Genomic DNA, 16,847 nt, shown 5'->3' with positions numbered 1-16,847 from the left:
GCGGCAGAGTTGTCGTATTAGCGATCGCCGAGAGCGTCGCGACGCCGGGCGGGGGCGCGCGCCGTCACTGCTTCGCCGGGTGGTCCTCGCGGAGCCCCGACTGGCCCGGACCGAGGAGTCGCTCGCGGAGGGTCCCGTCGCCGCGCGGCGCGTCCCCGGCGTCGTCCGGGTCGGGGACCAGCCCCCGCTCGCGCAGTTCGGGGACGACGAGGTCGACGAAGTCGGTCAGCGAGTCGGGGCGGACGACCTCCTTCACGTTGAACCCGTGGACGCCGACCTCCTCGTGCCAGTACTCCAGCTCGTCGACGACCTGTTCCGGGGTGCCGACGATCTTCGGAGAGGTGGTACCGAGCCCGCAGAACTCGGCGACCTCGCGGACGGTCCACTCGCGGTCGGGCTGGGCCTTGGTGAACGCGTTCATCGTCCCCTGGATCGCGTCGGTCTCGATGTGTTCGACCTTCTGGTCGGGGTCGAGCTCGGAGAGGTCCATGTCGAGGAACCCCGAGAGGAGCGCGAGCGTCGCCTCGACGTCGACGTGCGCTTTGTACGCCTCGTGTTTCGCCTCGGCGGCGGCCTCCGTCTCGCCGACGATCGGCACGACGCCGATGAAGAAGTTGAGGCTCTCGGGGTCGCGCCCGTGGTCCGCCGCGCGCGACTTCACGTCCGTCATGTACTCGCGGACGCCCTCCTCGGTCGGCTGGCTGGCGAAGACGCCCTCCGCGTTCGCGGCCGCGAACTCCCGCCCGCGGTCCGACGAGCCCGCCTGATAGATCACGGGCGTACGCTGCGGCGAGGGCTCGCAGCCGTGGGGGCCGGGCACCGAGAAGTGCTCACCCTCGTGGTCGATCGCCGAGACCTTCTCCGGGTCGGTGTACCGGCCCGCCTCGCGGTCGATCTCGACGGCGTCGTCGTCCCACGACTCCTCCCAGAGCTCGTAACAGACGTCGAGGAACTCGTCGGCGCGGTCGTAGCGCGTCTCCTTGTCCATCCGCTCGTCGAGCCCGAGGTTCTCGGCGGCGGACTGGAGGTACGAGGTGACGACGTTGAGCGCGACTCGCCCGTCGGTGAGGTGGTCGAGCGTGGAGAACTCCCGCGCGAGCTGGTAGGGGTGCGTGTAGGTCGTCGAGCGCGTCACGGCGAAGCCGAGGTCGTCGGTGACCTCCGCCATCGCGGGCACGACGAGCTGCGGGTCGCTCGCGGGCGTCTGGACCGCCTTCTCGACGGCCGTCTCGCGGTCGTCCCCGTACACGTCGTAGATCCCGCGCACGTCGGCGAAGAACACCGCGTCGAAGCCGCCGCGCTCGGCGGTGCGCGCGACCTCGGTCCAGTACTCGCGGTCGGTGTACTCCGGCGACCGGTCGCCGGGGTAGGTCCACGACCCGGGCGAGACGTGCTCGACGGAGGCCATGGTGAAGAGGTTGAGATGCAGGTGGTCGGACATAGACCGCGGTAGGCGATCCGCGGGTAATACCCCACAGAAAGAGGCGGGACTTGTCGGCGTCGGGGACGCGGTATCGAGAGGCGAGAAGAAGAGTCGGGCTACGGCGACACCGTCTCCGGCGAGGAGACGTACGCCGCGAAGTCGGACGTGGTGATGATGCCGATCGGCTTGTCGCCGTCGACGACCGGAACGTGGTGGATCCCGTGCTCGACCATCATCTTGGCCACCGCCGAGACGGAGTCCTGTGCGCTCGCCGTGATCGGATCGCGTGTCAGGTACCGCTCGACGGTCGTTTCGGCCTTCGGCTGGCTCTTCGCGACGATGTCGACGAAGTCGGTCGTGGTGAGGATACCGATCAAGGCGCCCTCGTCGTCGACGACCAGCGTCGAGCTGATGTCGTTGTCGAGCAGCACGGCCGCCGCGTCCTCGACCAGCGTGTCCGGCGTCACCGTGTGGAGGTCGCTGGTCATCAACCGCGCGACGAACACGTCTTCGATGTCGTCCATACGTGAGAGTCCGTCCCTCGGAGTATAAGCGTTCTCACGAGCGACGGAGTAGCGGCGAGTCGCGGGGAGCGGAGGCGGAGATCCGGGGGCGTCACAGGAACCGCGAGAGCCCGGACTGGCGGCGCGGACCGTCGCTAGCGGGGTCGGCCACCCACGCGGTCCGCTCGTCGCGGAGACGGTCACGGCGGGGATCGGGCGGATCCGCGGGGTCGTGCGCGTCACAGGCCGCGCCGCAGTCACGCCCGGGGTCGACGGGCCGGTCGAACCGCTCGCAGTACGGGTGCCCGTCGGGGGTCGTGGTCGCGTGCGCGCAGGCCGGGGGATCGGGGCGCCACCCCTTCCCGTAGGCGCGCTCGGCGACCCGTCGGCGCTTCCGCGCCTTCGCGGCGGGGTCGACGAGCGCCACGTCGGTCCGGAGCCCGCGCTCCTCGCGGATCTCGACGCCGGGCGCGTCGGGATCGAGCGGCGTCGGCTCCCGGACGACCTCGCGCTCGCCCGTGTCCGGGTCGAACCGCCAGACGCCGACCGCCTCGGGGATCCGGTTGAGGTGCGCGCGGGTGACGTAGGAGGCGGTCGCGAGCACGACCTCGTCGAACAGTTCGAGCGCGGCGTCGTACCGCAGTTGGGCCGCCAGATTGCCGGGCGTACCCAGGTCCGGCTTGTTCTCGATTGCGGTCAGCGAACCGACCCAGTCGTCGGGGTACCGGGCGGTCGAGCGCACGACCGGCCGCCCGTCGCGGCGCTCGCGTTCGAGGTAGCCGATCTCGGCCGCGCGCTCGGCGACGGCCTCGGCGCGGTCCGGCCGGAGGTCGAACGCCTCGGTGAGGGGGACTGCCTCGCCGGGACCGACCGCCGCTTCGATCGCGGGGTCCGGGATCCGGTCGGGCGCGATCGCCGCGCGCCGATCGAACTCCGGACCGGGCGTCAGCACGCAGACGTCGACGATCCGGCCGCCGGGGTTCTCGATCCCGGCGCCGAGCTGGCGAGCGACGACGCGGTCAGGGGATTCGAGCGCGGCACACAGCGCCAGCTCGAACCGGAACTCCATGGGGGAGGGAGGGGCGCGGGCGAGTAAAGCGCGTCGGCGGCGGGGCGGGCACAGTCGGGTACGGCGCCGTCGAGTGCGGCGTCGACGGATGCGGCTCGCGAATCGGCGGCGTTTCACCGCGGTCGAAACCGGTATTCCCGGCCGACGCCAACGGTGATCCATGCGCCGGGTCACCCGGAACCTCCTCATCGCCATCGCCCTGGTCGTCGTCGCCCTGCTCGCGCTGGGGGCGCTTCCGAGCTACCTCGGGAGCGGCGACCCCTACTACCTCACCGCCGAGCCGATCGAGACGAACGAGACCGCGGCCGACGTGAACAACGTCTCGGACCGGCGGTACCCGTTCCTCACGAGCGCGATCGCGAGCGACGACGGGCGCTCCGAGGGGTACCAGACCGGTCCGTACGGGGTGAAAGAATGGTTCACCCACACGCCGTTCGACGAGGTTGACGCCCTCACCCAACAGGTGCCGGGGGCGGCGAGCGGCGACGGCGTTCGCGTCCGACGCGGCGGACAGGCGTATTACGTGGAGGTGGTACAGCCGTGAGCGACGGCCTCGGCGACCTGCCGGCGTTCGACGACGGACGGAACCACTCGCTCCCCGGCGAACCGGAGTGGCCGGTCCGAGAGGTCGTCGTCGAGTACGACGAGGGGTGGTTCGTCGGCGGCTACGACCGCGTCGAGCAGCCCGACGGGACGGAGAAGAAGTACTACTGGGCGGAGCTGTCGCCCGCGACGGTGATCGTCGCGGTCGCCGACGACCACGTGCTGTTCGTCGAGCAGTACCGCCCAACCGTGCGGAACACCCAACTGGAGCTCCCCGCGGGGATCGTCGAGCCCGGTGAGTCGTACACCGCCGCCGGGGCGCGCGAGCTCGCCGAGGAGACCGGCTTCGAGCCGGACTCCACCTCGTTGCTCCAGGAGGTGTGGTGTTCGACGGGCGTGTTGCGCCACACGCGCGGCTACGTGTTCGCCGAGGGGTTAGAGCCCGTCGACGTCGACCACGACAGCAACGAGTTCCTCGTCCCGCGGACGGTCCCGATCGACGAGGCGCTGGCGGTCGCCCGGGAGCCGCCGACGAACGACGCGACGCTGGAGGGGTTGCTGTTGGCCGAAGAGGAGGGGCTCCTGTAGGCCGAAGAGAGGGCTCCTGTAGGCCGAAGAGGAGGAGTTGCTGTTGGCCGAAGAGGAGGAGTTGCTGTTGGTCGAAGAGGAGGAGTTGCTGTTGGTCGAAGAGGAGGAGTTGCTGTTGGCCGAAGAGGAGGGGCTCCCGTAGAACCCGACGCGCGTCCAGTTCCCCGCGCCGACGGGGAGGTATTAGTCGCCGCGGTCCCAGACTCACCCCATGAGCCGGACCTCGGACCAGTCGGTGTTGCTGTCGGACGACCCCCCGCTCGACCTCCGCCTCTCGGAGGAGGAGCTGGAGAACGCCCGCGAGCGCATCGTCTCGTTCATCGCCGATCTCGTCGACGACGCCGGCGCCGACGGCGCCGTTCTCGGCCTCTCGGGCGGGATCGACTCGACGCTGACCGCCTACCTCGCCGTCGAGGCGCTCGGCGAGGACGGACTGCACGGGATCACGATGCCCGCCGAGGTGAACGACCCGGACGTGATGAGCGACGCCGAGCGCGTCGCCCACGAGCTCGGGATCGAGTACGACGTGATCGAGATCCAGCCGATCGCGGAGTCCGTCTTCGACGCCGTCCCCGAGGCCGCCGACGACCGCATGGCGGCGGGCAACGTCTACGTCCGGACGCGCGCGGTGTTGAACTACTTCGTCGCCAACGCGGAGAACCGGATCGTGCTGGGGACCGGGAACCGCGCGGAGGCGATGACGGGCTATTTCACGAAGTACGGCGACCAGGCGGTCGACTGCAACCCCATCGGGAACCTGTACAAACAGCAGGTGCGCCAGCTGGCCGCGCACGTCGGCGTCCCGCACGACCTCGTGATGCAGGAGCCGACCGCGGGCATGTGGGAGGGCCAGACCGACGCCGCGGAGATGGGGCTGGACTACGACACCGTCGACGCGATCTTGGCGGTCCACGTCGACGGCGGGCTCTCGCGGGCGGCGACGGTCCGCGAACTCGACGTGCCGGAGGAGGCCGTCGACCGCGTCGTCGAGCTCGTCGAGCGCAGCGCTCACAAGCGCTCGATGCCGCCCGCGCCCGAGCGCTAGGCGTCGACGGGCGGTGAAACGGAGAAGCAGGGCGAAAGGGCCGAAAAGTGTCGGTCAGGGGGGGAGTCAGGCGTTCTGCGCTCGTTCTTTCGCGACCTCCGCGATTCCGGCGTTCGCCGAGCAGTTCGGGCACGCGTGTATCCGGCCGCGGGCGTCCGCAAACACCCGGGCGAACCGGTCGGAGACGTGTGCCTCGCAGTGTTCACACGTCGGCATAGTGGGAAGCGGTATCGTGGATCATGTTCGGTACGCTTCCACTTGGGGCTACGGCCTCAAGACGCCTTTCCGAATTCTGTCCCAAATTCGACCCAGATCGGTCTGTTTTGGAGGGTGATCGTGGGGAGAAGTAGCCACAGGAGGCGACCGAACGGAGAACGAGAAACTGTGAGAGACGAGACGCGTCGGTCCGGTCAGAACTCGCGGAGCGCTTCGAGGACGTCGTGTGCGGAGCCGTCGTCGATGACCTCGCGGGCCGCGTCGAGGCCAGCCTCGATCGAGTCGACGTCCTCGCGGGCGTAGATCCGGAGCGCGGCGTTGACCGCGACCGCGTCGGCGAAGGGGCCGTCGCGCTCGCCGGTGAGCACATCCTCGGTGATCTCGGCCGACTCGACGGCGACGTCGTCGACCGCGAGGTCCGCCTCTTCGAGGTCCATCCCGTACTCCGCGGTCTCGATCTCGAAGTCGGTGAAGGAGGCGCCCTCGCTGCCGGCCGCCTCGGCGTCGCCGTCGGTTCCGCCTTCCTCGTCGCCCGCGGCGTCCCACTCGGCGACCTTCGTGTAGCCGGGGCGCACGTCGTCGTACCCCTCCATCCCCTGGAACATCAGGACGCGGTCGAGGTCGTGGAACTCGCTTTCCACGAACGTGTCGACCACCTTCTTCGCGAACGCGAGGTGGTAGAAGGAGCCGAGGTGGACCGACGCCCCGGCGGGGTTCGCCAGGGTCTCGATCGTGTTGACGAACGTCCGGACCCCCATCTGGTCGCGGCGCTCGAACAGGTCGTCGACCGCGGGGTTGAACGCCGGCTGGTAGTAGAAGCCGAAGCCGGTCTCGTCGACCATGTCGGCGGAGTCGGAGGGCGTCAGCTCCGTGTGGACGCCCAGCTCCTCTAAGACGTGCTTGTACGCGTCCTGCTTCTGCGTGGGGACGCGATCGCCCGAGTGGACGACGACGGGGGTGCCCGCTGCGGCCGCGACGACGCCCGCCGCGACGCCGAGGATCGCGGAGCGCCCCTTCCCGTCGTAGTTGGCGCCGCAGTCGACGGGGTCGGCGTCCGGTTCGGCGTACTCGACGCGCTCGCACATCACGTCGACGTACGCGCCCAGCTCCTCGGGCGTGTTCCGCTTCCAGCGGTTCGCGAGCCAGAACGCACCGAGCGTGGTCGGGTCGGGCTCGTCCGCGAGGATGCGCTCGAACGCCTCGGTCGCCTGCGCGCGCGTGAGGTCGTCGGCCGACTTGTGGCCGGAGCCGCACACCTCGGTCATCAGCCGTTTGAGGGGCCAGTCGCCGAACTCCTGGGTCGCCTGAGCCATACGCCTCGTTCGGGACCTCGGGCGAAAAGTCCCTCGCTCGGCTCCCGAACGCTGAGAAGGGGGCGAACCGGCGCGTCAGCGGGGCACCGATCCGAGCTGCCGTCTCGCTCGGTCGCGGCGCGCGCGAGCGCCGACTCCGGTCGCTGAGACCGTTCGCGGCCGTTCTGTGGTACACGTTCACACATTAGAAAAGAACGTACGTTGCCTTCAGGAGCACAAAAAGATACAAAAAGATAATTCTGTAGCGCTTGTGTTCTGTAACACACTGCAAAAGGCGTTAGAGTTATATGTACGTCCATCTAGTTGAGTATCGTACCCGATGACGTCCAAATCCGTGGCCACCGCACTCACGCTGTATCGCGCCCGCACACTGACGCTCGAACAGGCCGCGACCGTCGGCGGCTGCTCGACGATCCAACTCGAAGAGAGCGCCCGGGCGTTCGCGCCGACGCCGGGCGAGGCCTCCGCTGACGACTGACGCCGACATCGACGATCGACCCTCGCGTTCCCGCTGACGACCGAGCGCCGTATCGGGCGGCCGCTCCCGCGTTCTCCGAAACCCGTACGTACTCGCGACCCCAATCCGGCGTAATGAGTCTGGACGCCGACTGGCGGGCCGACGTCGACGCCGTCGACGCGGCCCTCATCGACGAGTACCAGAGCGGCTTCCCCGTCGAGTCGCGCCCGTTCGAGCGGGTCGCGCGCGAGATCGCGGCCGAGACGGGAGCCGACGTCGACGCCGACGCGATCCTCGAACGCGTTCGCGACCTCCGGGAGCACGGCGTCTTCCGGCGGTTCGGGGCGGTCCTCAACCCCCCGGTGATCGGTTCCTCGACGCTGGCGGCGGTGCGCGCGCCCGAGGGCCGGTTCGACGAGATCGCCGAGGTGATCAACGGCTACCGGCAGGTGAACCACAACTACCGCCGGGATCACGAGTGGAACCAGTGGTTCGTCGTCACCGCAGGCTCGCGGGAGACGCGCGACGCGATCCTCGCGGAGATCGAGGAGCGGACCGGCTGCGAGGTGCTGGCGCTCCCGATGCTCACGGACTACTACATCGACCTGGAGTTCCCCGTCGTGAACGGGGACCGGTTCGCGCGGGAATCGCTGGATCAGACCGAGGTCTCCGCCACTCGCATCTCCGAGGACGCCCGCGGCGACCTCACCCCGCTCGACGCCGACCTCCTCTTGGCGATCCAGGACGGCTTCCCGCTGTCGGCGACCCCCTACGCCGACGTGGCGGACGAGATCGGCGCGACCGGCTCCGGCGTCGATCCGACCGTCGACGACGTGCTCTCGGCGGTCGATCGCCTGCTCGCCGGCGGCTGCATCAAGCGGATCGGCTGCGTCGTCAACCACGTCGTCACCGGGTTCACGAACAACTGCATGGTAGTCTGGGACGTGCCCGACGACGAGCTCGACGAGCGCGGCGAGGCGGTCGGGAGCCTCCCGTACGTCACGCTGTGTTACCACCGCCCGCGCCGAACGGAGCAGGACTGGGAGTACAACCTGTTCACCATGATCCACGGCCGCGAGGCCGAGGCGGTCGATGAGAAGATCGACGAGCTGGCGGCCGACCACCTCCCCTTCACCCACGAGCGGCTCTACTCGACGGAGACGCTGAAACAGACGGGCGCGCGGTACGAGGACCTCGTCGCGGACGGGGAGTGAGGAAGAAACCGAGGGAGGAACCGCGGCTCAGTCGTCGCCGAGGACGGTCGTCTGATCGGCGGCGTCGGGGTCGGCCGCGACGAACTCGCGTTCGGCGTCGAGCCCGCGTTCGGCGCCGAGGCGGTCGAGCGCGTCGGCGCCCGCGACCGCGACGACGACGAAGCCGACCTTCGAGACGATGTCGAGGTAGACGAACACGAGCATCTCCGTCGCCGGCGTCAGCAGACCGAATCCGGTGGGGGCGAGCAGCCACACCACCGGGTACAGCGTCCACAGCACCACCGTGATGTTCCGGAGCGTGCCGAAGACGGCGCGGACCCGGTCGCCCTCCGCCGAGGCCGACCGCGGGAGCGCGACGAGGAGCCCGTAGACGAGCCCGAGGTACGCGACCCCGGCGACGCCGAAGGCGACCCACGAGACCGGCCCGCTGGTCGCGGCGGCGGCGATGCCGCCGGCGATTATCACCACGTCGATCCCGATCAGGCCGGCGAGCACGCGCCGGGACGGCCGAGCGAGCAGTCCGAGATAGAGGAGCAGAAGCGGCGTGGTCACGAGCCAGTCGACGTACCTGACGACTTCGAGCTCCCCGGCCGACGTCGACACCGTGCCGACGCCGAGCGCCATCGCGAGGTACGCGAGCGCCGCGACGCCGGTGACGCCGGCGAGGGTGGCGTAGTAGACGGCGTGCGACTCGCCCGTTTCCGACGAGCGGGAGTACCACGCCCACAGCGGGGGAATCGTGCCGGCGCCCATCGCGAGCACGCCGATCCAGGCCCAGACGGCGGTGTCGACGAGCATCTCAGTTCACCCCCTCCCCGTCGGCGTCGGCGGGGTCACCCGCTCCGTCACCGTGTGGGAAGTCGAAGGAGCCCCCCGCGGTCCCGTCGTCGAGCTCCCCGTCCGTTCCGCCGTCGGAGACCGCGGTGGGGGTAGCGTCGCCGTCGGCACCGGTGGCGTCGCCGTCACCGCCGACCGCGGCGTCGGACGCGGCGCCGAGGCCGTCGTGAGCCTCGAACTCGAAGTCCTCGACCGCATCGCGCAGCGCGAGCGCGCGGTCCGAGAGCGACCCGGCCGCGGTCTCGACCGCGCCGAGGGTCCGTTCCTGTTCGTCGACCGCGCCGGTCACGTCGCCGGCCGCGCTCGCGGTCTGTGCGCTGATCGCGGAGACGTCCTCGACGTGACCGACCACCGCGTCGACGGAGTCGGCCTGCGTCTCGGTCGCTCGGGTGATCTCGGTCATGCTCGTGTCGGTCCGCTCGGAGGCCTCCGCGAGGCGTTCCAAGGCGTCGATCGACGTCTCGACCGTGTCGACGCCGGCGGAGATCCGCTGCTCGGTGCGCGCCATCGCGTCGACGCCCGTCTCCGCGCGTTCCTGGACGGAGTGGATCCGGGCCTCGATCTCGCTCGCCGACTCCTGCGTCTCCTCGGCCAGCGCTTTCACTTCCTCGGCGACGACCGCGAAGCCGGCGCCGTCGGCGCCGGACCGGGCCGCCTCGATCGAGGCGTTGAGCGCGAGCAGGTTCGTCTGCTCCGCGATCTCCGAGATGGCGTCGACGACCTCGCCGATCTCCTCGACCTCCTCGGCGAGCGCCTCGACCTCCGCGGCGGTCTCCGCGGTCGTCTCCTCGACCGCGTCCATCTCCGCGAGCGCCTCCTCGGCGGCCTCGCGGCCCTCCTCGCCGACCGCGGCGGCGTGCTCCGCGGTCTCCGCCACGTCGGTGACGGTGGAGGCGACCTCCTCGGCCGACGACGCGAGGTTCTCGGCCTCGTCGGTCGCCGCCTGCAGGTCGTCGCGCTGGGTGCGCGCCCCCTCGGCGATCTCCTCGACCGCCTCGCTCACGGTCCCGGTCGTCGCCCGCAGGTCCTCCGTGCGGTCGTCGACGGTGCCGGCCACGTCGGCGGTGTCCTCGGCGACGGTCGCGACGGAGGCGACCGTCCCCTCCAGCTCGTCCGCCATCTCGTTGAACGCGGTGCCGACCCGCGCCATCGCCTCGTTGTCGCTGTCGGGGTCGACCCGCCGAGTCAGGTCTCCGTCGGCGAGCGCGCGCATCGCCGACTCGTACTCGGTCGCCTTTCGCTCGACCGTCTCGGCGCGCTCTGTCGCCTCGCGTCGCGCCCGCTCGGCCTCCTCGCGGGCCGTCTCGGCGTCGTCGATCTCGGACCGGAGCGAGCCGCGCATGGAGTCGAACGCCCGGAACAGCCGCCCGATCTCGTCGGTTCGTCCCGTCTCCAACCGCACGTCGAGGTCCCCCTCGGCCATCCGCTCGGCCTTGGCCGTGAGCTGTCGCAGGGAGATGACCGTGTTCGATCCAACGGTGACGCCGATGAGCGCGAGCCCGATCACCGTCAACAGCGTCATCCCGACGAGCCCGGAGCGCACCTCTGCGCCCGCGCCTCCGGCCCCCTCCGCGCGGAGGTAAACGATGACCCCGTAAGAAACTGAGACCCCCATGACCCCGATCAAAGACAGCGCGAGCTTCGCGCCGTAACTCGACCGGACGCCGGAGGACGATCCCTCGTGCATAGTGTACTGGTTGGCAGGGATCGTGTCGGCATAATAACTGCCACCCGAATATTACGAGTGATAACTCAGCCCGCCTCCGAGCCCGTCGTTAGCGGGGGATCGGAGGGTCTCTCATCGAGCCCCGGCGGTCTCTCACCCGATGGCCTTCACCCGAGGAGGTATCGGGTCCACGGGTACCGCTCGACGAGGGGCTGCCCGCCGACCACGTACTGCTCGACGATCGAGTCCAGCCCGAGGATCCGACCGGCGCCGAAGGCGGCGACCGAGAGGAACACGAGCATGTACGCGAAGTCGCCGTTGATGTAGCCGTGCGAGATGTCCCAGTTGCCGAGGTAAAAGAGGAGCATCATGAACGCGCCCCAGAAGGCGGCGAGCCGCGTGAGCAGGCCGACGATCACGCCGAGCCCGATGAAGACCTCACCCCACGGCACCGCGACGTTCACGAAGTCGACGAACAGCGCGTTCTCGCCCATCGCGGCGAACAGCCCGGCCGCCGGGCTCCCGTTCGCNGAGGACCTTGTCGAGACCGCTCTGGAAGAACGCGAGCCCGATCATCAGCCGCAGCGCCAGAATGAACCACACGCTCAGCGTGTGGAGCTTCCCCTCCACCGAAACGCCGCCGATCGTACTTCGCAGCGCAACTTCTTTCGTTGACATACGTCCCCGACTCTCGGAGATGGCTTAAAAATGGGGCCGGATTCTCGGGCGGTGCGATCCGTCCGACCGATGCTCCGATCCGCTCTGGACCGGTACGTTGAGGGCGCCGCCGCCCGCGTGGGAGACCATGACGAACGCCTTCGACAGGCTCGGATACGGGACGTACAAGCTGGCGGACGGCGAGGAGTGCGTCTCCGGCGTCGCCCACGCGATCGAGACGGGATACCGGCACGTCGACACCGCGCAGGGGTACGACAACGAGGCGTCGGTGTCGGCGGGGATCGACCGCACGGACGTGGATCGCGAGGAGCTGTTCGTCGCGACGAAGCTCTCGACGGACACCCTCTCGTACGACGACGCGACCGCGACCGCGCGTGTGAGTCGCGACCGGCTCGGGGTCGACTCGATCGACCTGCTGTACGTCCACTGGCCGATCGACACCTACGATCCCGAGGAGACGCTACCCGCGCTCGACGACCTCGTCGACGAGGGAGTCGTCGACCGGATCGGGCTCTCGAACTTCCGTCCGGATCAGCTCGACGAGGCGATCGACCGACTGGATCACGACGTGTTCGCGCATCAGGTGGAGTGCCACCCGCTGCTTCAACAGGAGGAGTTGCGCGAGCGCGCGGCCGAGCACGACCACTGGCTCGTCGCCTACTCGCCGATCGCGCGCAACCGCGTCGCCGACGTGGACGTGCTCCGAGAGATCGCCGCGAACCACGACGCGAGCCCGGCGCAGGTGAGCCTCGCGTGGCTGCTCTCGAAGGACCGGGTCGCCCCGATCCCGAAGGCCGCCGACTTCGGCCACGTCGAGGCCAACTGGGCGGCCCGCGAGATCGACCTGACCGACGGCGAGATCGCCCGGATCGACGCGCTCGACCGCGGCGAGCGGATCGTCGACTTCGAGGAGGCACCGTGGAATCAGGCGTGATCGGCGACCGGTCCCCCGACGAGCGCGTCGGCGTCCGGAGCGAAACTGAACGCCCGGTCGCACCGAACCGGACCGCAGACGCCGCGTCGAGTCGGGTTTCACTTCCGCTTTCGGGCGCGTTTTTAAAAGGCGTCGGCACGACGACTCGGGTATGAGCCAGTCCACGTTCGACGACGACGACCTGTTCGGCGAGGCCGCCGAGGAGACGCGTGCCGAGGTCCGAGAGCATCTGCGGGCCGCCCGCGCGGAGCTTCCCGACGCCGACGCGGTGTGGGAGACGGACGCGGACAACGTGCTCGGTGCGCTCAACGGCCTGAAGTCGTCGCTCGACGTCGGCGACGCCGTCGACAGCGTCCGCTCGGCGAAGAAGGCGTACGTGCTCGGCGAGCGCGCCGACGCCTTCGACGACGCCGACGATTTAAAAGCGGAGATCGAGGAGTTGGAGTCGCTCGTCGGCGACATCGAGGCCGCCGCCGAGGAGGTCGGCTCGCTCACCGGCACCGTCCCCGCGATCCGCGGCGCGCTGCAGGACGCGGCGGAGGCGGACGGAGAGGAGAGCGAGGAAGACGAGGAGTAGGCGCCGCCCGCAGCTATCGCGTTTCGCGATCGACGACCGCCGCCGTCAGATCCGCGAGCGCGTCGCTCGCGAGGTCGAGCAGGGCCTCGCCGCGCGCCACGTCGCCCGCGCTCGGGTCGCCCACCACCCCGTTCTCGGTGAACTCGTCGGAGTCGTGCGCGAGGTTCACGCCCGAGACCCACTCGCCCCAGCGGTCCGCGGCGCCCTCGTGGGACTCCTCGATCCGGTCCTCGCGGACGAGATCGGGGTTCGTCGCGCGCAGCAGCGCCGTCTCCAGCGGGCCGGCGTGTCCCATGTCGCTCGCGTGCTCGCCGACCGCCTCGAACCAGGTGAACGCGACGGCGTACCCGTCGTGGGCGGAGTCGCGCGAGAACCGACGGGCGACCTCCGCGAGCGCCTCCACGTTGCCGCCGTGCCCGTTGACGAACACGACCCGGTCGATCCCGTGGTGCGGCAGCGATTCGGCCGCCTCGCGAGCGTACGCGCGGAAGGTCTCGGGCGAGACCCACATCGTCCCGTCGAACGCGCGGTGTTCCTCGGCGACGCCGACGGGGATCGGCGGGGTGACGGCGGCTTCGGCGGCTTCGGCGGGCGCTCCGTCACCGTTCGCCGCCGTCTCGTAGGCCGCCGCGCCCGCCTCCGCGACCGCGACCGCGTCGAGCGTGTCGGTCCCGAGCGGGGCGTGAGGGCCGTGCTGTTCGGTGCTGCCGACGGGGACGAGCGCGACGTCGACATCGGCGTCGCGCACGTCGGTCCAGGTGGCGTCCGCGAGTCGCATACCGGGTCGTCGTCGGGCCGCGCCGTATAGGCGACGGTCCGCGGTTGAGCCGAGGCGGGGGACGACTCGAACGGCTCGATCCGGCGGGAGTATTAATCCGACGGGCGATGAGGGATCGAGTATGAGCAACGACAACGAGAACCAAGCGCAGGCGTACGGGGTGACGTTCGGGCCGTTGAAACGGGCGCTCCGCGAGCACCGATATCCGGTGACGGCCGGGGAGCTGATCGAGCAGTACGGTGGGTTCGAGCTGGCGACCGCGGCGGGCGACCGGCGGCTGGAGTCGGCGCTGCAGGAGTGCGAGGCGACGACGTTCGCCGAGCCGTGGGAGGTCCGGGACGCGATCCTCGGCGGGCTCGACGACGACGCGGTGGTCGGGTATCACGGGAAGTCGGGAGAAAGCGAAGCCGCGGAGAGCGACGACCGGGATTCGCCGGAGGTCGACCGAGCGGGCGACTGGAGCCGGCTGTCGGAGTAGCCCGTCCTCCCGGCGTCAGTCGTCGTCGCTCTCGGCGTCAGTCGTCGTCGCTCTCGGCGTCCTCGATCAGGCGCGCGGTGCGCTCCTGCGCGCGGTCGATGAACTCCTGTGGCAGCTCGTCGATCTCGCCGGCCTGCACGCCCCAGAGGTGGGCGTACAGCCCGCCGTTGTCCAACAGCTCGTCGTGGGTGCCGCGCTCGACGATCTCGCCGCCCTCCAACACGAGGATGGTGTCCGCGTCCTTGATCGTCGAGAGGCGGTGCGCGATCGCGAACGTGGTGCGGTCGGCGGTGAGCCGGTCGAGCGAGCGCTGGATCAGCATCTCCGTCTCGGTGTCCACGTCCGAGGTCGCCTCGTCGAGGATGAGGAGGTCGGGGTCTTTCAGCACCGCTCGCGCGATGGTGACGCGCTGGCGCTGGCCGCCGGAAAGTTTCACCCCGCGTTCGCCGACCATCGTGTCGTAGCCGTCGGGAAGGTTCTCGATGAACTCGTGGGCCTCGGCGGCCCTCGCGGCCTCGCGGACCTCCTCGTCGGTCGCCTCGAAGGTGCCGTAGGTGATGTTCTCGCGGACGGTGCCGTAGAACAGGTACGACGACTGGCCGACGTAGCCGATCGACCGGCGGAGCGACTTGAGCGTCACGTCGCGCACGTCCTGGCCGTCGATCCGGATAGCGCCCTCGTCGACGTCGTACATCCGGAGCAACAGTTTGAGCACCGTTGACTTCCCGGCGCCGGTCGGCCCGACGAGTGCGAGCGTCTCGCCGCCTTCGACCTCGAAGTCGATGTCGGAGACGATGGTCTCCTCGTCGTAGCCGAAGCTCACGTCGTCGTAGGCCACGTCGCCGTCGCCGACGGTCAGCTCCTCGGCGTCCGGGTCCTCGGCGAGCCGCGAGGGCTCGTCCATCAGCCCGAAGATCCGTGCGGAGGAGGCGCGGGCGCGCTGGTACATGTTGATGATCTGCCCGAACTGCGCCATCGGCCAGATGAACCGCTGGGTGTAGAGGATGAAGACGACGAACATCCCGACCGAGAGCTCGCCGGTGAACGGGCCGGGCGGCGTGTCTTGAAACACCCAGAGCCCGCCGATGACGAACGTGACCACGAAGCCTATGCCGGCGAGCACGCGGAGCGCCGGGAAGAACTTGATCCGGGTCGTGATCGCGTCCCAGTTGGCGTCGAAGTAGTCCATCGACACGTCGTCGACGCGGTCCGACTCGTACGGCTCGGTGTTCGACGACTTAATAACCTGGATGCCGCCGAGGTTGTTCTCCAGCCGGGAGTTCATCTTCCCGACCGACGAGCGCACCTCGGCGTACTTCGGCTGGATCGTCTTGATGAAGACGTAGGTGAACCCGCCGATGATCGGGACCGGCAGGAGCGCGACTAAGGCGAGCTGCCAGTTGATCCAGAAGAGGAGGCCGCCGATGCCGACGACCATCACGGAGAGGCGGAACAGGGAGTTCATCCCGTCGTTTAAGAACCGTTCGAGCCGGTTCACGTCGTTCGAGAGGATGGACATCATCTCCCCGGTCTGCTTGTCGGAGAAGAACTCCATGTTGAGCCGCTGCATCTTGTCGTAGGTGTCGGTCCGCACGTCGTGCTGGATGTTCTGCGCGAAGGCGTTGAACCCCCAGTTGCGGATCCAGTGGAACGCGGCCCCGATCGCGAACGCGGCCCCGATGACGCCGATGGTGAACCAGAACTGCGCCTCCTGTCCCGTCGGGAGCCACGCGTCGGGGAGAACGACGAGCGGGATCTGCTCGCTGAACAGGGCGTCCTCGTAGAACACGGCGTCGATCGCGATCCCGAGCATGAGCGGCGGGAGGAGGTCGAGGAGCCGAGCGAAGACGCTGGCGAAGATGCCGACGGACACCTGCGGGAGGTAGTCGCGACCGTACGCGAGGAACAGCCGTTTCATCGGGTTCTCGATCTTGTCCCGCTGTTCCTCGAAGGGGTCGTCGTCCTCCCATTCGGCGCTACTCATTACCGGTTCATATCGTATCGGGCGGCAAAGGGGTTTCCTTCGAACCGAGATGCACCGGCGGAAATCGCCGGTACTGGGCGCCAAAACGGGCGATCGGCGGATCGGAACGGACAAGATCGGACGGAACGGGAGGTGACGAGACGGGCCTCGAGACCGGACGCGAGATCAGATCTCGCGGCGCTCCACGTCGGGAGCGACGCCGGCGGCGTCGAGGTCCTCGCGGATGCGCCGCCTGAGGGGATCCGGGATCCGGTCGCGGGGGACGGGAGCGGCCGTGGCGGCGGCCGCGTCGGAGTCGGCGGCCGAGTCGGCGGCCGAGTCGGAGTCGGCGGCGGGAACCGTCCAGTAGAGGACGCGCTCGGCGTCGGCGTAGAACTCCACCGCGAACCGGTCGCCCCCGCCGTCGTAGTGGACGCGCGCCGCGTCGCCCTCGGCGCGCCATCCCTTCTGTCCGACCAGCGCGGCGATCGAGTCGTGCACGGTCACGCTCGGGGCGGCGGACACATGTCGGCTTCGACCGATCGTCGGCGCTCGGACGGATTGC

General features: G+C 69.5%; 18 protein-coding genes and 1 pseudogene. 8 read left to right on the top strand and 11 right to left on the bottom strand.

Going from position 1 to position 16,847, the window contains the following annotated elements:
- Positions 1 to 64 precede the first annotated feature (64 nt).
- The 3 genes from C471_RS10315 to C471_RS10305 form a co-directional block, all read right to left on the bottom strand.
- Entirely contained in the window at positions 65 to 1,441 is a 1,377-nt protein-coding gene (locus C471_RS10315) for an LLM class flavin-dependent oxidoreductase (protein WP_004048721.1), read from the bottom strand.
- A 98-nt stretch (positions 1,442 to 1,539) separates the two neighbouring features.
- Entirely contained in the window at positions 1,540 to 1,947 is a 408-nt protein-coding gene (locus tag C471_RS10310; RefSeq protein ID WP_004048720.1) for a CBS domain-containing protein, read from the bottom strand.
- A gap of 91 nt (positions 1,948 to 2,038) precedes the next feature.
- Positions 2,039 to 2,995, bottom strand: a complete 957-nt coding sequence (locus C471_RS10305; protein ID WP_004048719.1) for a DUF5787 family protein — start codon at positions 2,993 to 2,995, stop codon at positions 2,039 to 2,041.
- 160 nt (positions 2,996 to 3,155) lie between these two features.
- Here C471_RS10305 and C471_RS10300 point away from each other — a divergent pair, with 160 nt between their 5' ends.
- From C471_RS10300 to C471_RS10290, 3 genes are all read left to right on the top strand, one after another.
- Positions 3,156 to 3,539: a hypothetical protein gene (locus tag C471_RS10300; protein ID WP_004048718.1), complete on the top strand. Its 384-nt coding sequence runs from the start codon at positions 3,156 to 3,158 to the stop codon at positions 3,537 to 3,539.
- Positions 3,536 to 4,126 (top strand): NUDIX hydrolase, encoded by a 591-nt coding sequence (locus C471_RS10295; RefSeq protein ID WP_004048717.1) that lies wholly within the window; start codon positions 3,536 to 3,538, stop codon positions 4,124 to 4,126. The genes C471_RS10300 and C471_RS10295 overlap by 4 nt, the downstream gene beginning before the upstream one ends.
- A 211-nt stretch (positions 4,127 to 4,337) precedes the next feature.
- The gene (locus tag C471_RS10290; protein ID WP_004048716.1) at positions 4,338 to 5,171 is read left to right on the top strand and encodes an NAD+ synthase; all 834 of its coding nucleotides are present in this window, start codon (positions 4,338 to 4,340) and stop codon (positions 5,169 to 5,171) included.
- A gap of 66 nt (positions 5,172 to 5,237) precedes the next feature.
- Here the strand turns inward: C471_RS10290 and C471_RS18475 are convergent, their stop codons facing one another.
- Both C471_RS18475 and C471_RS10285 read right to left on the bottom strand, forming a co-directional pair.
- Positions 5,238 to 5,387 carry a DUF7563 family protein gene (locus tag C471_RS18475; RefSeq protein ID WP_004048715.1) on the bottom strand — a complete coding sequence of 50 codons (150 nt, stop codon included), beginning with the start codon at positions 5,385 to 5,387 and terminating at the stop codon, positions 5,238 to 5,240.
- Between the two features lie 194 nt (positions 5,388 to 5,581).
- On the bottom strand, positions 5,582 to 6,700 hold the full coding sequence (locus C471_RS10285; RefSeq protein ID WP_004048714.1) for an anthranilate phosphoribosyltransferase: 1,119 nt from the start codon (positions 6,698 to 6,700) through the stop codon (positions 5,582 to 5,584).
- 319 nt (positions 6,701 to 7,019) lie between these two features.
- On the opposite strand from C471_RS10285, the gene C471_RS17700 reads away from it, so the two are divergent.
- Positions 7,020 to 7,178, top strand: coding sequence for a DUF7317 family protein (locus C471_RS17700; protein ID WP_004048713.1), 159 nt, complete (start codon positions 7,020 to 7,022; stop codon positions 7,176 to 7,178).
- A 113-nt stretch (positions 7,179 to 7,291) separates the two neighbouring features.
- Positions 7,292 to 8,371, top strand: coding sequence for a siroheme decarboxylase subunit beta (gene ahbB / locus C471_RS10280; RefSeq protein WP_004048712.1), 1,080 nt, complete (start codon positions 7,292 to 7,294; stop codon positions 8,369 to 8,371).
- A gap of 27 nt (positions 8,372 to 8,398) precedes the next feature.
- Here ahbB and C471_RS10275 read toward each other — a convergent pair whose 3' ends face one another.
- The 3 genes and pseudogenes from C471_RS10275 to C471_RS16595 form a co-directional block, all read right to left on the bottom strand.
- Entirely contained in the window at positions 8,399 to 9,169 is a 771-nt protein-coding gene (locus C471_RS10275) for a bacteriorhodopsin (protein ID WP_004048711.1), read from the bottom strand.
- Between the two features lies 1 nt (position 9,170).
- Positions 9,171 to 10,895 carry a methyl-accepting chemotaxis protein gene (locus C471_RS10270; protein WP_004048710.1) on the bottom strand — a complete coding sequence of 575 codons (1,725 nt, stop codon included), beginning with the start codon at positions 10,893 to 10,895 and terminating at the stop codon, positions 9,171 to 9,173.
- Positions 10,896 to 11,041: 146 nt separating this feature from the next.
- Positions 11,042 to 11,552 (bottom strand): annotated as a pseudogene (locus C471_RS16595) (DoxX family protein).
- A 127-nt stretch (positions 11,553 to 11,679) separates the two neighbouring features.
- On the opposite strand from C471_RS16595, the gene C471_RS10260 reads away from it, so the two are divergent.
- Together C471_RS10260 and C471_RS10255 are read left to right on the top strand one after the other, a co-directional pair.
- The gene (locus C471_RS10260) at positions 11,680 to 12,486 is read left to right on the top strand and encodes an aldo/keto reductase (protein WP_004048708.1); all 807 of its coding nucleotides are present in this window, start codon (positions 11,680 to 11,682) and stop codon (positions 12,484 to 12,486) included.
- 151 nt (positions 12,487 to 12,637) lie between these two features.
- Positions 12,638 to 13,063: a DUF5790 family protein gene (locus C471_RS10255; RefSeq protein WP_004048707.1), complete on the top strand. Its 426-nt coding sequence runs from the start codon at positions 12,638 to 12,640 to the stop codon at positions 13,061 to 13,063.
- A 13-nt stretch (positions 13,064 to 13,076) separates the two neighbouring features.
- Here the strand turns inward: C471_RS10255 and C471_RS10250 are convergent, their stop codons facing one another.
- Positions 13,077 to 13,841, bottom strand: a complete 765-nt coding sequence (locus tag C471_RS10250) for a creatininase family protein (RefSeq protein WP_004048706.1) — start codon at positions 13,839 to 13,841, stop codon at positions 13,077 to 13,079.
- Positions 13,842 to 13,962: 121 nt separating this feature from the next.
- Here C471_RS10250 and C471_RS10245 point away from each other — a divergent pair, with 121 nt between their 5' ends.
- Entirely contained in the window at positions 13,963 to 14,319 is a 357-nt protein-coding gene (locus tag C471_RS10245) for a DUF5789 family protein (RefSeq protein ID WP_004048705.1), read from the top strand.
- A 37-nt stretch (positions 14,320 to 14,356) separates the two neighbouring features.
- Here the strand turns inward: C471_RS10245 and C471_RS10240 are convergent, their stop codons facing one another.
- Positions 14,357 to 16,303 carry an ABC transporter ATP-binding protein gene (locus tag C471_RS10240; RefSeq protein ID WP_004048704.1) on the bottom strand — a complete coding sequence of 649 codons (1,947 nt, stop codon included), beginning with the start codon at positions 16,301 to 16,303 and terminating at the stop codon, positions 14,357 to 14,359.
- Positions 16,304 to 16,468: 165 nt separating this feature from the next.
- Complete coding sequence (locus C471_RS10235) at positions 16,469 to 16,783, bottom strand: DUF7538 family protein (RefSeq protein ID WP_049909300.1); 315 nt, start codon at positions 16,781 to 16,783, stop codon at positions 16,469 to 16,471.
- Between the last annotated feature and the right edge of the window lie 64 nt (positions 16,784 to 16,847).

Source organism: Halorubrum saccharovorum DSM 1137, from assembly GCF_000337915.1.
GTDB lineage: Archaea > Halobacteriota > Halobacteria > Halobacteriales > Haloferacaceae > Halorubrum > Halorubrum saccharovorum.
This window is presented reverse-complemented; position numbering and strand designations above follow the sequence as displayed.